13 protein-coding genes are annotated in these 13,834 nt (G+C 72.1%); 5 read left to right on the top strand and 8 right to left on the bottom strand.

Annotated elements, in window-relative coordinates:
* Positions 1-53: 53 nt before the first annotated feature.
* Complete coding sequence (locus tag R6Y94_RS05415; protein ID WP_318394650.1) at positions 54-485, top strand: hypothetical protein; 432 nt, start codon at positions 54-56, stop codon at positions 483-485.
* A gap of 92 nt (positions 486-577) precedes the next feature.
* Here the strand turns inward: R6Y94_RS05415 and R6Y94_RS05410 are convergent, their stop codons facing one another.
* Positions 578-2,110 (bottom strand): DHA2 family efflux MFS transporter permease subunit, encoded by a 1,533-nt coding sequence (locus R6Y94_RS05410; RefSeq protein WP_318394649.1) that lies wholly within the window; start codon positions 2,108-2,110, stop codon positions 578-580.
* Between the two features lie 206 nt (positions 2,111-2,316).
* On the opposite strand from R6Y94_RS05410, the gene R6Y94_RS05405 reads away from it, so the two are divergent.
* Together R6Y94_RS05405 and R6Y94_RS05400 are read left to right on the top strand one after the other, a co-directional pair.
* Positions 2,317-2,760, top strand: coding sequence for a MarR family transcriptional regulator (locus R6Y94_RS05405; RefSeq protein ID WP_318394648.1), 444 nt, complete (start codon positions 2,317-2,319; stop codon positions 2,758-2,760).
* A gap of 401 nt (positions 2,761-3,161) precedes the next feature.
* The gene (locus R6Y94_RS05400) at positions 3,162-4,121 is read left to right on the top strand and encodes an SDR family oxidoreductase (RefSeq protein WP_318394647.1); all 960 of its coding nucleotides are present in this window, start codon (positions 3,162-3,164) and stop codon (positions 4,119-4,121) included.
* A gap of 295 nt (positions 4,122-4,416) precedes the next feature.
* On the opposite strand, the gene R6Y94_RS05395 is transcribed toward R6Y94_RS05400, so the two are convergent.
* From R6Y94_RS05395 to eno, 5 genes are all read right to left on the bottom strand, one after another.
* Positions 4,417-5,367: a Ppx/GppA phosphatase family protein gene (locus R6Y94_RS05395; protein WP_318394688.1), complete on the bottom strand. Its 951-nt coding sequence runs from the start codon at positions 5,365-5,367 to the stop codon at positions 4,417-4,419.
* 66 nt (positions 5,368-5,433) lie between these two features.
* A complete protein-coding gene (locus R6Y94_RS05390; protein WP_318394646.1) occupies positions 5,434-5,967 on the bottom strand; it encodes an amino-acid N-acetyltransferase in 534 nt (177 codons plus the stop codon).
* Positions 5,964-6,539, bottom strand: coding sequence for a DUF501 domain-containing protein (locus tag R6Y94_RS05385; RefSeq protein WP_318394687.1), 576 nt, complete (start codon positions 6,537-6,539; stop codon positions 5,964-5,966). Before R6Y94_RS05385 ends, R6Y94_RS05390 begins: the two co-directional genes overlap by 4 nt.
* Positions 6,540-6,571: 32 nt before the next feature.
* The gene (locus R6Y94_RS05380; protein WP_318394645.1) at positions 6,572-7,252 is read right to left on the bottom strand and encodes a septum formation initiator family protein; all 681 of its coding nucleotides are present in this window, start codon (positions 7,250-7,252) and stop codon (positions 6,572-6,574) included.
* Between the two features lie 33 nt (positions 7,253-7,285).
* Positions 7,286-8,569 carry a phosphopyruvate hydratase gene (eno, locus tag R6Y94_RS05375; RefSeq protein ID WP_318394644.1) on the bottom strand — a complete coding sequence of 428 codons (1,284 nt, stop codon included), beginning with the start codon at positions 8,567-8,569 and terminating at the stop codon, positions 7,286-7,288.
* A 235-nt stretch (positions 8,570-8,804) separates the two neighbouring features.
* Here eno and R6Y94_RS05370 point away from each other — a divergent pair, with 235 nt between their 5' ends.
* On the top strand, positions 8,805-9,521 hold the full coding sequence (locus R6Y94_RS05370) for a hypothetical protein (RefSeq protein ID WP_318394643.1): 717 nt from the start codon (positions 8,805-8,807) through the stop codon (positions 9,519-9,521).
* 99 nt (positions 9,522-9,620) lie between these two features.
* Here R6Y94_RS05370 and R6Y94_RS05365 read toward each other — a convergent pair whose 3' ends face one another.
* Together R6Y94_RS05365 and R6Y94_RS05360 are read right to left on the bottom strand one after the other, a co-directional pair.
* Complete coding sequence (locus R6Y94_RS05365) at positions 9,621-10,796, bottom strand: lactonase family protein (RefSeq protein ID WP_318394642.1); 1,176 nt, start codon at positions 10,794-10,796, stop codon at positions 9,621-9,623.
* 109 nt (positions 10,797-10,905) lie between these two features.
* The gene (locus R6Y94_RS05360) at positions 10,906-12,543 is read right to left on the bottom strand and encodes a DUF885 domain-containing protein (RefSeq protein ID WP_318394641.1); all 1,638 of its coding nucleotides are present in this window, start codon (positions 12,541-12,543) and stop codon (positions 10,906-10,908) included.
* A gap of 151 nt (positions 12,544-12,694) precedes the next feature.
* On the opposite strand from R6Y94_RS05360, the gene R6Y94_RS05355 reads away from it, so the two are divergent.
* Complete coding sequence (locus tag R6Y94_RS05355; protein ID WP_318394640.1) at positions 12,695-13,630, top strand: DMT family transporter; 936 nt, start codon at positions 12,695-12,697, stop codon at positions 13,628-13,630.
* Positions 13,631-13,834: the final 204 nt, after the last annotated feature.

The raw sequence follows: 13,834 nt of genomic DNA, 5'->3' as shown, positions 1-13,834 counted from the left end.
AACGCGGCAGTAGCGTTGGGCGCGGCGTGGCGCACGGGCGCTACGGTGTCGCCGTGCCCGCCGAGACCGACGTACTGCGCCGCCTCACCGCCGCCACCGGGGTGTACCGGGGCCGGGGCGACGGCCCGGAGGGCGGACCGTTCGTGGCGCGGATGGTGGTGAGCGCCGCCCTCGACGGACGTGCCGCCATTCTCGACTACGAGGCGACCACCGACAGCGACGGCCTGCGGCACGTCGAGCACAGCGTGCTGGTCCTCGGTGCCGGCGGACGACTCGAACTGCACGTCGCCAGCCTCGAACTGCCCGGCATGGTCTGCTTCACCCAGCGCTCTCCCGGGCACTTCACCGCCTACGAGGGGCCGCTGGTGGCCCGGATCGTGCTGAGCACGCCGCGCCCCGGGGCGATCAGCTACGCCTGGTGGTGGTCGCGGGACGAGCGCGAGCCGCGCGAGCAGTCCCGGGCCGACCTGTTCCGCACCGGCTGAGACGCCAACCGTCGCCGCCCTCCCGCCAAGTGACGGAAGGGCGGCGACGGACCCGGGGTCGCGCTCCGGTGCCCCGAACTGCGGGGACCGGCTCAGTGCATGGCCACCGGGACCGGCATCTCGGCCTGCTCCGGCGTGGCGGGCTCGATCCGCTTGCGCGGCAGCAGCAGCGCCGGGACGACACAGAGGACGATCAGCACCAGCGCGATGACGTAGGTCTGGCCGAAGGCGTCGGCCAACGACGCCTGCCCCTGCACGAGTACCTCCGGCGGCACCTGCTCGCGCGGCACCTGTCCCCGGGTGACCGCGCTGTACGCGGTCGCCGCCTCGCTCTTCAGCACCTGGTTGGTGAGGATCACGGACATCACGGCGGTGCCGATCGAACCGGCGGTCTGCTGGACGATGTTCATCATCGTGGAGCCCCGGGCGACCTGTTGGTGGGTGAGGCTGGCCATCGCCGCTGACATCATCGGCATCATGGTCATGCCCATCCCCATGCCCATCACGAACAGGCCCCCGAGGAGCAGCCCGTACGAGCTGTCGGCGGTGATCTGGGTGAACGGGGAGAGCCCCAGGGCGATCAGCACGATCCCGCCGAGCACCAGCTTGCCGGGGCCGATCCGGTCGGTCAGCCGGCCGGCGATCGGCATGGTGAGCATCGCGCCGATGCCCTGCGGGGCCAGCAGCAGGCCGGCGTTCAGGGTGCCCTCGCCGCGTACCTGGAGAAAGTAGCTGGGCAGCAGCAGCATCGCGCCCATGAACGCCACGGTGAACAGCGTCATCGTGACGACCGAGATGGTGAGGTTGCGGTTCAGGAACAGCTTGAGGTCGATCAGCGGGTGGGCCTTGCGCAGGGCATGGAACACGAACGCGAGGATCAGCACCAGGCCGACGATCGCCGGGAACAGCACCTTGGCCGCGGCCACGGTGCCGGCCTCCGGGATCGAGGAGACGCCGAAGAGGAAGAGCGCGAGCCCCGGCGAGAGCAGCAGCATGCCGACGAAGTCGAACGACTCGGAGGGGTGCGGCTCGTCCTTGGGCAGCACCCGCAGCGCCAGGACGAAGGCGACGATGCCGACCGGCACGTTGATCAGGAAGATCCAGTGCCAGGAGGCCGCCTCGATCAGCCAGCCGCCGAGGATCGGGCCGCCGATCGGGCCGAGCAGCATGGGTACGCCGAGCACCGCCATCACCCGGCCGACCCGGTGCGGACCGGCGGCGCGGGTCATGATCGTCATGCCGAGCGGCATCAGCATGCCGCCGCCGAGCCCCTGGAGCGCCCGGAAGAAGATCAGTGGGCCGATGTCCCAGGCCACGCTGCACAGCGCCGAACCACCGAGGAACAGCACCAGGGACAGCAGATAGAGGCGCTTGGTGCCGAACCGGTCGGCGGCCCACCCGGTGATCGGGATCACCGTGGCCAGCGCCAGGGTGTAGGCCGTCATCGTCCAGGCGACGGTGGCGTAGCTGGCGTCAAACTCGCTCTGGAAGGTCGGCAGCGCGACGCTGACGACGGTGACGTCGAGGATGGACATGATGGCGCCGAGCACCACCACACCGGCGACTCTGAGGACGCCGGGATCGAGCTTGTCGCTCTCGGCGTCAGGTTGGACGGCCACGGACATGCGGCTCGCTCCTTCTCCCCGTGGATGTAAAGTTAGGCCGACACTAACAGTTCGCTCGCAGCGAAGTATTCTGGGGATGGCGCTATCCCTGATAGCCTCCGCTGACCGCGCGGAGGCGTGGCCGCCGCGTCGCGGCCGACCGTTGCCGCCGTCCCCGTGTGCTGGAGGAACCGATGAGTGGCCGTGACGATCTCATCGCCCAAATCATGGAGACGCAACGAGAGATGCAGCACCATTTCGCCAACGACCCGGCGAATCCGCTGTTCACGCTCCACCTGACGTTGCCGCAGCTCAGAACGCTTCTGCTACTTTCCGCCCACGGCAGCACCGCCGGCCAGGAACTCAGCTCGGCGATGGGTGTGAGCCTGGCCACCATGACCGGGATGGTGGACCGGCTGGTCGCCCAGGGCCTGGTCACCCGCCGCGAGGACCCGCACGACCGCCGGGTACGCCGGATCGAGCTGAGCGAGCCCGGGCGCGACCTGGTCGACCGGTTCGCGACGGCCGGCACGGAGAAGATGCGTCGGATCCTCGACCGGCTCACCGACGACGAGTTGCGTATGGTCGCGCAGTGCAGCGCGCTACTGGTCAACGCCGTCGCCCAGGACCCCGAGCCGCCACCGGGATGTGTCGCCGGCTTCGCGGGCTGACCCCGGCCGCCCGGTGGCCTACCGTCGCTCCGGTCCCGCCAGGCGCCCGGACACAGAGCAGGGACGTGGAACCCGTGGTCGCCGACGTGACCGCGGTGGCGGCGAACCCGTGCTTCGCCAGCGTCACCGGCAGCCGCTTGACCAGCTCCGCCGCCCGGGTCGCCTCCGGCGGCTCGTAGCACGGATAGAGCCCGCCAGCCGGGCAGCGTTGATCGCCCAGTAACCGCCGCCGGAAACACTTCCTCCCCGCGAGACTATCGAGCTGCCCCGCTTGTGCACCCACAGGTCCGGCCACCCGGCGCCCCGTCTGTGCACCCAGTTCGACAGTCTGCACGGCAGAGTAGTCCCGGCTCCACGGGCGGGTCTCCCGTGGACGCCGGATCAGCCTCGATACTGATCCAATGCCGCACCGCACGCCCGACATCGACGTACCGGATCTGACCGGCAAGCTCGCGGTGGTCACCGGGGCCAACAGCGGGATCGGGTTCGGCGTCAGCCACCGGCTCGCCCGGGCCGGCGCCGAGGTGATCCTCGCGGTACGCGACGAGACCAAGGGCAACCGGGCCATCGCCGAGATCCGCGACGAGGTGCCCGGTGCGAAGCTCAGCCTCCAGCACCTGGACCTGACGTCGCTGGCCAGCGTCGCCGCGTTCGGCACGGCCCTGACCGAGCGGGGCCGGCCGGTCGACATCCTGGTCAACAACGCCGGGATCATGGCGCCGCGCCGCCGGGCGCTCACCGAGGACGGTCACGAACTCCAGTTCGCCACCAACTATCTCGGGCACTTCGCGCTGACCGGTCACCTGCTTCCGCTGCTGCGCGCCGCCGGTGCCGCCCGGGTGGTGTCGATCAGCAGCATGCTGAGCCGGGTCGGGCGGTTCGACTTCGACAACCTCCAGGGTGAACGCCACTACCAGCCGGTGCGCGCGTACGGGCTCTCCAAGCTCGCGATGCTGGCCTTTGCCCGGGAACTCCAGCGGCGCAGCACGCTCGGCGGTTGGGGGATCCGCAGCAACGCCGCCCATCCGGGCGCGACGATCACCAACCTCCAGGTGACCGGGCCGACCCATGGCGGGCGCTCGCTGCGGCTCAACCGGATCCGGAACCGGCTGCTCTACCTCGTACCGTGGGTGTGGCAGGAGATCCCGGGCGGCGCGCTGCCCGCCGTCTACGCCGCGACCAGCCCGGCGGCCGAGGAGGCCGGCTACTACGGCCCGGACGGCTTCGGCGAGCTCAACGGCGGACCGACGCCGGCCAAGATCCCCGCCCGGGCCCTGGACGAGGCGGCCGCATCCCGGCTCTGGCAGGTGTCGGAGCGGCTCAGCGGCGTGACCTACCCGGATCCCCGACCAGCCGGTTGAGTCGGACGGGAGAACCGTCGGCGGTTGAGCAGGAGAAGAGGACGGAACCATCGGTACGGTTGCGCCCCGTGCGCGAGGACGACCTCCCGAAGACGCGGCGCTGCCGGTACCGGAGTTGCTGACCGCGCGGCACCGCTGCGGTGGCCGGCAGCACCCGTCCTCCGGGGTGGACGTCTCCGCGGCGTTCGGCGGTTCAACGCCTCTGATATCCAGGTCCGGCGGAGTTGCGGATAGACATCGACATCGACGTGGACCGTGCGGCAGTGCGCTGGACGACCGACGGCACGTACGCCGTCTACGCCGGCAGCAGGCTGTAGGCGATGCCGTCGAGGATGTCCCGCTCGCTGGCGATCACCGAGCTCATCCCGGCCCGCTCCATGACGATTCTGAGCACCAGCGCACCGGCCCCGATCACGTCGGCCCGGCCGGGGTGCATCACCGGGATGGTCAGCCGCTCGGCGGACGAGCGGGCCAGCAGGTCGCTGGTCACCTTCAGCACGTCGGCGTACGGAATGCGGGCGTGGTGGATCCGGTCGGGGCGGTACTCCGGCAGGCCCAACGCGATCCCGGCGACCGTGGTCACCGAGCCGGCCAGCCCGATCAGGGTGGCCGCCTCCCGCCCCGGCACCACCGACAGCGCCCGGTCCACCACCGCCGTGATGTCGGCCTCGGCCGCCGCCAACTGTTCCGGCGTCGGCGGGTCGCCGTGCAGGTGCCGTTCGGTCATCCGGACGCAGCCGATGTCCACCGACACCGCCGCGTCCACCGCCGCCGCGCCGCCACCGGCCGGTCGGCCACCGACCACGAACTCGGTGGAGCCGCCACCGATGTCGACCACCAGGTACGGCGCCCGGACGTCGTCGCCCAGGCCGCGTACGGCACCGGTGAAGGAGAGCCGGGCCTCCTCGTCGCCGGTCACCACCTCCGGCTCGACGCCGAGCGTGTCCACCACCATGGCGCGGAACTCGCCCGCGTTGGAGGCGTCCCGGGAGGCGGAGGTGGCGCACATGCGTACCCGGGACACGCCGAGTGACTCGATCGAGGTGGCGTAGCCGACCAGTGCCTGCCGGGTCCGTTCCAGCGCCTCCGGTGCCAGCCGCCCGGTCCGGTCGAGGTCCTGACCCAGCCGGACGATCTCCATCCGCCGGACCACCTCGGCCAGTTCGGCCTCCGCCCCGGCGGACGGGTCCGGCAGGTCGGCCACGAGCAGCCGGATCGAGTTCGTGCCGCAGTCGATCGCGGCCACCCGGTTCGTCACGATCTTCACCCTACGTCGTCGGAGTAGCGGCTACACCCGTCCGAGCCGGAGTCGTCAGAGTCTGAGCAGCATCCGGACGTTGCCGAGGGTGTTCGGCTTGACCCGTTCCAGGCCGAGGAACTCGGCGACGCCCTCGTCGTACGAGCGGAGCAGTTGCTCGAAGACCGCCTGCGGCACCGGCGCCCCGTCGATCTCGACGAAACCGAAGGCGGCGAAGAACCGGGTCTCGAAGGTGAGCACGAAGACCCGGGCGACGCCCAGCTCGCGGGCGGTGGTCAGCAGCTCCGCCACGATCCGCTGGCCGATCTTGCGGCCCCGGTGCGCCGGGTGCACCGCCACCGTCCGGATCTCGGCCAGGTCCTCCCACATCACGTGCAGGGCACCGCAGCCGACCACCGTACCGTCGGCCGGGTCGACCGCGACCCAGAACTCCTGGACGTCCTCGTAGAGCGTGACCGTGGCCTTGCTGAGCAGCCGCCGTTCCGGACTGTAGGTGTCGATCAGGTCCCGGATCCCGCGTACGTCGGCGGTCCGGGCCCGCCGGATGACCAGCTCGGCCGGGACCGTCGCCGGCTCGCCGCCGGTCATCCGGTCGGCTCCGCCGACCGGGCCGAGGGCACCGGCTCGACGCACGGACCGTCGGCCCACCACTGTTCGAGCAGTTCCAGCACCTCGTCGCCGAACGGGTTGACGCCGGGGCCGGCGGCCAGCGCGTGCCCGAGATGCACGTGCAGACACTTCACCCGGCCCGGCATGCCGCCGGCCGAGATCCCGGCGATCTCCGGCACGGTGCCGATCGCCTCCCGCCGGGACAGGTAGTCCCGGTGCGCCGCCAGATAGCGCTCGGCCAGCTCCGGGTCGGTGCCCAGCCGCTCCTGCATCTCGCGCATCAGCCCGGCGGACTCCAGCCGGCTGCACCCGGCCACCGCTCGCGGGCAGGTCAGGTAGAAGAGGGTGGGGAAGGGTGTGCCGTCGGCGAGCCGGGGGGTGGTCTCCACCACGTCGGGCTGGCCGCACGGGCAGCGGTGCGCCACCGCGCGGGTGCCGCGCGGGGTCCGGCCGAGCTGGGCGGCGACCGCCGCCAGGTCCGGGTCGGTGGCCGGCTCCCGCACCGGTGCCGGCACGCCGGCCGCCGCCGGCTCCGCGCCGGGACGACCCACTCCACCGGGTACGCCGACCGGGTCGGGACGGCTCACCGGCCGGCCTGGTCCGGCTGCTCGTTGGCAGCCTGCACACTGGACCAGAGGGTGTCGTACCAGGGCTCCGGGGCCCGTTCGGCGGCCGACGGATCGACTCCGGCGTCCCGGGCGGCGCCCTTGTGGTCGGTGAGCACCACCAGCGGCACCTCGCCGGGCAGCACCATGTAGAACCGCTCCCTCGCCTGGATCTTCACGTATTCCGGGTCGTCCCAGAGCGCCGCCTCCTCGGTCAGGTCACCGATGACTTCCCGCTGCGCCTGCTGGGCCGCCTCGATCCGGGCGATGTCGGACTGCTGGTTGAGATAGACCCGCACCGGATAGGTGTAGGCCAGCGCGAGCGCCACCAGCACCCCGGCGAGTACGGTCGCCCGGCCGGTGTAGCGCCGGGGGTGCTGGGCGTACGTCCGCTTCACCGCCCGGGCGGCGACGGTCCGGCGGGCGGCCGCGGGCCGGCTGCCCGAGCGGGAGCCGTCCGCGCCCCGGCCGGTGCCGGCAGCCCGGGTCGAACCGGCGGCCCGGGTGGCTCCGGAGGAGCGGGCCTTGCCCTGTCGCGGCTCGGCCCGGGACCCGGGGTCCCGACCCGCGGCACGACCGGTCCGGGACGTCCCGGACCGGCCACCGCGATCCGGCCGTCGAGCCGGACCCTGCCCGCTCGGCGTACGGCGTTGCGTCATCGCCGTCGCACCCCTCCCCCGAAGGTTGACCCGTCAGTTCGAACGGTAACGCGGAAACGCGCTCGTGCCGGCGTACCGCGCCGCGTCGGCCAGCTCCTCCTCGATCCGCAGTAGCTGGTTGTATTTCGCCACCCGGTCGGAGCGGGCCGGCGCACCGGTCTTGATCTGGCCGCAGCCGGTGGCCACCGCCAGGTCGGCGATGGTGGTGTCCTCGGTCTCGCCGGAGCGGTGGCTCATCATGCACTTGAAGCCGGCCCGGTGCGCCATGTCGACCGCCTCGAAGGTCTCGGTCAGCGAACCGATCTGGTTCACCTTGACCAGTACGGCGTTCGCGGTCCGCTCCGCGATGCCCCGGGCGATCCGCTGCGGGTTGGTGACGAAGAGGTCGTCGCCGACGATCTGCACCCGCTCGCCGAGCGAGGCGGTCAGCCCGGCCCAGCCGGACCAGTCGTCCTCGGAGAGCGGGTCCTCGATGGAGACGATCGGGTAGTCGTCGGCCAGCTTCTGGTAGTAGGCGGTCATCTCGTCCGCCGTCTTGGTGCCGCCCTCGAAGGTGTAGACGCCGTCGGAGAAGAACTCGGTGGCGGCCACGTCGAGCGCGAAGACGATGTCGGTACCGAGCCGGTAGCCGGCCTTCTCGACCGCCTCGGCGATCAGGTCGAGCGCGGTGGAGTTGGTCGGCAGGTCGGGGGCGAAGCCGCCCTCGTCGCCGAGGCCGGTGGCCAGGCCCTTCTTCTTCAGCACCGACTTGAGCGCGTGGTAGACCTCGGCGCCCGAGCGCAGCGCCTCGCGGAACGAGGGCGCGCCGATCGGGGCGATCATGAACTCCTGCACGTCGACGTTGGAGTCGGCGTGCGCGCCACCGTTGAGGATGTTCATCATCGGCACCGGCAGCAGGTGCGCGTGCGGGCCGCCCAGGTAGCGGAAGAGGCTCAGCTCGGCGCTGTTCGCCGCCGCCTTCGCCACCGCCAGCGAGACCCCGAGGATGGCGTTGGCGCCCAGCTCCGACTTGTCGTCGGTGCCGTCGATGTCGAGCATCTTCTGGTCGATCAGCCGCTGCTCGCTGGCTTCGTAGCCGACGAGCTGGTCGACGATCCGGTCCTCGATGTTGGCGACCGCCTTCTCCACGCCCTTGCCGTTGTAGCGGTCGGAGTCGCCGTCGCGCAGCTCGATCGCCTCGAAGGCTCCGGTGGACGCGCCGGACGGCACCGCGGCGCGGGCGACCGTGCCGTCGTCCAGCCCGATCTCGACCTCGACGGTCGGGTTGCCGCGCGAGTCGAGAATCTCCCGGGCGACGATTCCCTCGATGGTGGCCACTGTCCTGCTCCTCAGAGATTGAAGTCTGTCCATCGATAGCCGATGGTGGTCCGTCCCCGTCGCGGCGGTGCGGCGCAGGCTCCCGCAGGCAGCCTATCGGTCGGGCCCGGGGCTCCGGGCGCTGCCTCCGGGCCCGGCCGCCGGGCCGTACGGCCGTCCGACATTTGTGGATTTCTTTCACAGTACGTGGGAACCGGTTTGCGCGCGCTTGACCCGATCGTGAAGGCTGTGGGCCATGCCGGCTGTGTCGATCTCACTCCGGGTACTCGCGGGGGCGATCATTTCCGTACTGACGGTCTCCGGGTGCCAGACCCTGGACGACGCCGGTCGGGTGATCGGGCGGGCAGACCTGGTCAACGACCTGGCCGCCCGGCTGGACCGGTCCAACGAGCTGACCTACTCGGCCGACTACCAGCTCCCCGGCGGCCGGAACGCCTCGATCTCGCAGTCGCAGGACCCGCTGCGCGCGGCGTACACCTATCCGGGCGGCAAGCTGACGGTCACCGCGGACGCGACCACGGCCTGCGACACCAGCACGAAGAAGCCCACCTGCACGTTGACCCCGCCCCCGCCGGCCAACGCCAAGCCGTCGGTCACCATCTTCGCGGACATGAACAAGCGCGGCCTGGTCACCCCGCCGGTGGTGGTCGGCCTGCTCACCGCCGCCGCGCTCGACCCGGACGCGACGATCCGGCAGTACGACACCACCGTCGCCGGCCGGCACGCCACCTGCGTGGAGGTCGACCAGCTCAGCGACGCGCCGGCGGCCGGCTTCGACGCCTGCATCACCAGCGAGGGCGCACTCGGCAGCTTCACCGGTACGGTCGACGGCACCGAACTCGAGGTGGCGCTGAGCCGCTACCGCGACGCGGTGGAGAGCAGCGCCTTCGAACTGCCCGCCGGTGCCGGACTGATCGACCGGCGCACCGGGGCCGGCCAGCCGCCCGCGTGACGCCGGACGCCGGCACCGGGCGGATCCGGGGCCGGCGTCAGCGGTCGACCGTGCCGATCTTCGACGTGCCAGCGTCGACGGTCGGTGTCGACATGCCGGTCAGGTCGCCGCGATGCCCTCCATGCCGATGCCGTCGGCGAACTGCGGCAACCCGGTCACGGTGGTGACCAGCCGGAGCGAGCCGTCCTCACCGACCTCGTAACCGTGCACGCTGCCGGCCGCCGCAAGCTGCACGTACAGGAAACCGTCGCTGGCGGTCAGGTCGATCGAGCCGCCGCCGGGCGCCGCCGCCGCGCCCGCGAGCAGTTCGAGCTGGCCGTCCGGGTCGAGCCGGTACGAGCTGATCGTCGAGCTGCCGGCGTTGGCCGCGAAGAAGAAGTCGCCGACACGCTGGATCCAGCAGGTCGCGGCCTGGCCGCTCGGCACCGACGGACTGGTCGGGACGAGCTTGCCGTCCTGGTCGAGCTCGAACCGGATCACCGCGTTGGTGCCGGACTGGGTGACCACCACCCCGTCCTCGCGGTCGAAGGTGAAGCCGAACGGCGTCCCGTCGACCGTGTTGCTGACGGGATCACCGAGCGCGCCGTCGTGGTCGATCGGGAAGACCTCGACCGTGTTGTGGCTCTTCGTGCTGACCAGCACGAACCGGCCGCTGGGATCGACGCTCACCTGGGCCGGGGCGTCACCGAAGGCCGGTGGGTTGGCGTTGCCGAGGCCGAGTGACCGGCGGGCCTCCTCGATCAGCTCCAGGCCGTCGTCGTCCAGCTCGTAGCCCTGCACCACGCCATCGCCGCCGGCGTTGAGCACGTAGACCAGGTCGTCGTGCACCCCGACGCCTACCGGGAGCAGGCCGCCCGACCCGACGACGTCGAGCTTGACGAGTTCGTCGCCCTTGACCCGGAACACCGTCACCGTGTTGCTGCCGGCGTTGACCGCGAAGAGCAGCCCGTCGTGATAGACCAGCGACCCCTGCGAGGCCAGCGCGTCCACCGGCGGGCCGACCGTGGCCCCGCCCAGCCCGCCGGTCTCGTACTCGCCGGCCGCGGTCAGTACCCCGTCGGCGGCCCGCCGGTAGACCTGGACGGTGTTGCCGAGCGGCTTGTTGGTCTGTACGAAGACCAGGTTCTCCGTACGGCCGCCGCCGTCGCCGTCGCGCCCTTCGTGGCGCTCGGCGTAGCCGCCGCCGTCGCCGATCGCGGTCACCGGTCCGGTGACCAGGAGTCCACCCACCAGACCTGCGGCGGCGGACAGGGCGATAATCCCTTTTCTGAACATGGCTCGCCTTCCCTGCAGCTCCAGGCGGAACATGAAGGTTGTTCCCTTTGGCAGGCTACAAGGGCGTTTACCGAGCTCAGCGGCGTTTCGAGGGAACAGGGACGTTCGGTCAGCCGAGGTCGTACTCGTCCAGGCCGAGCAGCGCGGGCAGGTGGCGCGGCGACGGGGAGCCGTACGCCAGCATCGCGTCGTGCCACTGCCGGACCGGTACCCCGTCCGGGCGGCGCGCGGCGATCCCGGCGACCTGGTGGTAGCCGACGAAATAGGTGGAGAGCTGGGTCGAGGTGAGCAGGGCCCGGCGCCACTTTCCGGCCGCCTCGCCCTCCTCCTGGAAGCCCCGCCCGGTCATCAACGCCAGCCCGTCGGACTCGGACAGCTCCTCGCAGTGCGTCAACTGGTCGAGGATCGCGTTGATGGTCATCCGGAGCTGCATCTTGAGCTGCTGCAACCGCACCGCCAGGCCACCGAAGCCGCGCGCGACCATCGCCTCCTCGGCGTAGACCGCCCAGCCCTCGATGAACGGGCCCGAGTGGCCGAGCGCCCGGGCCCGGCTGCTGCCCCGGTAGCGCCGGGCGTGCGCCAGCTGGAGGAAGTGCCCCGGCACCGCCTCGTGCACGGTCAGGTTGCGGATCATGTGGTCGTTGTACTCCCGGAAGAACGACTCCACCCGGGTCGCGGACCAGTCCGCCGGAGTCGGCGCGATGCAGTAGTAGGTCGGCACGGCGGCGGACTCCAGCGGCCCCGGGGCGTCGCAGTAGGCGACCGCGACCCCCCGGTCGTGCTCGGGCATCTCCTTGATCACGCAGGTGTCGTCGACCAGCGACACCAGGTCGACGTCGGCGACGAAGTCGAGTACCTCGTCCAGGGTGGTCCGGGCCAGCGGCACCACCGAGGAGTTGTCCGGGTGCTCGTCGGCGAGCAGCGCCAGCGCCTGGCGTACCGTCTCGTCCGACGCCGGGCCACCGACCAGCTCGACCGCCGCCGCCCGGATGTCCTCGGTGACCCGCTCCAGGTTCGCCCAGGCGGAGTCGAGCACCTGCCGGGCGCCGAGTTCGGTGTCCAGGGTGTGCCAGAGCCGCCCCTCCCAGAGCCGCCGCCCCAGCCGGGGGTCCCGCCCCGGCCCGGCGTCGTCGCGCAGCCCGGCCCGGAGCCATTCGGCGAACCCGGTCAGCTCGCGGACCGCCATCCGGGCGACCGGCTCGACCGTGTCGCGCAGGCCGGGCGCCTCGGCCAGCAGGGCCGGTACCTGGCCCCGGACCAGCGCCGCCGTGCCCTCGAACTGGCCGACGGCGGTCTCGGCGTGGATCCGCGGCACGTCGCGGAGCACGGCCCGCGCCGTCGCCAGCGCGTCCGGTACGGCCGCGAGCCGCCCGGCCAGGCTGGTCAGCCGTACGTCGACCGGCGCGAACGGCCGGGCGACCAGCGCGTGCAGCAGCGGCCCCGGGTTGTGCACCAGCGGGTTCCACTCGTGCGACCGCACCTCGGTCAGCTCGAAAATTCCCCGGTCGACCAGGGCGGTGAGTACGGCGTGGTCGACCCGCTCCGGTACGTCCAACTCCTCGGCGTCCACCTCGGAGAGGGCGTGCGCGGCGTCCCGCAGCATCGCCACCCGCCCGGCCACCACGTCGGCGGACCGGTCCGGCAACTGGTCGTCGAGACCGTGCTCGCCGACCGACGAGGCCAGGTCGGGGTCGCTCGCCAGGAGCGCGTCGACGATCCGTTCGGCGAGCGGAACGAATGGTGGCATGGGGCAAACCTAGACGATCAGTCCGCTCTCCGTCGGCCGGCGCATCCGCCCGACCTGCCGGCCGACCCGGCGGTACGCGGCCCAATGGTCCTGTCATGATGCCTTGGTTTGGCCCTGTCCCATGGACCAATCGCGCCCTAGCGTCGGTCCGGTGAAGCTCTCGAACTCGGTCGCGGTGCTGCTCTGCGTCAGCGGGATGGTGCTGGTCGGCAGCTCCGTCTCGATCAGTCAACTCGTCCTCGACTATCCGCACCTGACCGGCCAGGCGGCCCGGTACGCGCTGGCCGCCGCCGTACTGTTCGCCCTGGTCCGGCGCTTTCCGGGACTGCTGGCCGGCGGCACGCCTCCGCCCGGCCGGCCGAATCGGCGGGAACTGGTGGTGCTGACCACGCTGGCGCTGACCGGGATGGCCGGGTTCAACGCCTGCATCCTGGTCGCGCTGCCGCACGCCGACCCGGCCGTGGTGGGCACCTTCATCGGCGCCGCGCCGCTCGGGCTCGCCCTGCTCGGCCCGCTCACCGGTGGCCGCCGCCCGGCGCTCCGGCTGGTCGCGGCGGCCGGGATCGTCGTCGCCGGTACCGCGCTGGTGCAGGGCAGCGGTCGGGCGGACGCGACCGGCATCGTCGCCTCGCTCGGGGCGTTCGGCGGCGAGATCGCGTTCTCGCTGCTGGCCGCGGCCGTACTGCCCCGGCTCGGGCCGGTACGCGTCGCGGCGTACGCCTGCGCGCTGGCGGTACCGCTGCTGCTGCTGGCGGCGATCCCGGCGGGTGAGCTGGCCCGGTGGCGGCTGCCCACCCCGACCGAGGCCGCCGCGTTCGGCTACCTGGCGGCGATGATGACCGTGATCGCCTTCCTCGCCTGGTTCACCGGGCTGCGCACCCTCGGGGTGGAACGGGCCGGGGTACTGGTCGGGGTGATGCCGATCGCCACCCTGTTCACCGCGGCGGTCCAGGCCGGTCGACCGCCGCACCTCGGGCAGACCGCCGGGGTGCTGGTGGCGGCGGTCGGCATCGCCGTCGGGCTGAGCGCGGGCCGCCGTCGCCGCGCCCGGCCCCCGGCGGAGACCGTCGCCGTCCGGGCCGGCTAGCCCAGGCCACTGCCGGAGAGCGGCGTGCCGTTCCTGCCGATGCTGTGCGGTTCCTGCCGATGCCGAGCCGTTCCTGCCGATGCCGAGCGGGCGGGACCGGCCCCCTGGCACCGCCACCCGAACCGGGACCACCGAGGCTCTCCGCCGCGCATCGACCGCCCGGAGCTCGCGCCGCTGCGCGCATTGTGCCGCGCGGCCCTGGTC

Source organism: Plantactinospora sp. KLBMP9567, from assembly GCF_033446045.1.
Lineage (GTDB): Bacteria > Actinomycetota > Actinomycetes > Mycobacteriales > Micromonosporaceae > Plantactinospora.
Note: the sequence above shows the minus strand (reverse complement) of the source record. Positions and strands in the feature narration are given on the sequence as shown.

Excerpts from the sequence above, each read along its gene's own strand:
- R6Y94_RS05410 (WP_318394649.1), bottom strand. The coding sequence starts at position 2,110 with ATGTCCGTGGCCGTCCAACCTGACGCCGAGAGCGACAAGCTCGATCCC.
- R6Y94_RS05405 (WP_318394648.1), top strand. The coding sequence starts at position 2,317 with ATGGAGACGCAACGAGAGATGCAGCACCATTTCGCCAACGACCCGGCG.
- R6Y94_RS05400 (WP_318394647.1), top strand. The coding sequence starts at position 3,162 with ATGCCGCACCGCACGCCCGACATCGACGTACCGGATCTGACCGGCAAG.
- R6Y94_RS05390 (WP_318394646.1), bottom strand. The coding sequence starts at position 5,967 with ATGACCGGCGGCGAGCCGGCGACGGTCCCGGCCGAGCTGGTCATCCGG.
- R6Y94_RS05380 (WP_318394645.1), bottom strand. The coding sequence starts at position 7,252 with ATGACGCAACGCCGTACGCCGAGCGGGCAGGGTCCGGCTCGACGGCCG.
- R6Y94_RS05370 (WP_318394643.1), top strand. The coding sequence starts at position 8,805 with ATGCCGGCTGTGTCGATCTCACTCCGGGTACTCGCGGGGGCGATCATT.
- R6Y94_RS05365 (WP_318394642.1), bottom strand. The coding sequence starts at position 10,796 with ATGTTCAGAAAAGGGATTATCGCCCTGTCCGCCGCCGCAGGTCTGGTG.
- R6Y94_RS05360 (WP_318394641.1), bottom strand. The coding sequence starts at position 12,543 with ATGCCACCATTCGTTCCGCTCGCCGAACGGATCGTCGACGCGCTCCTG.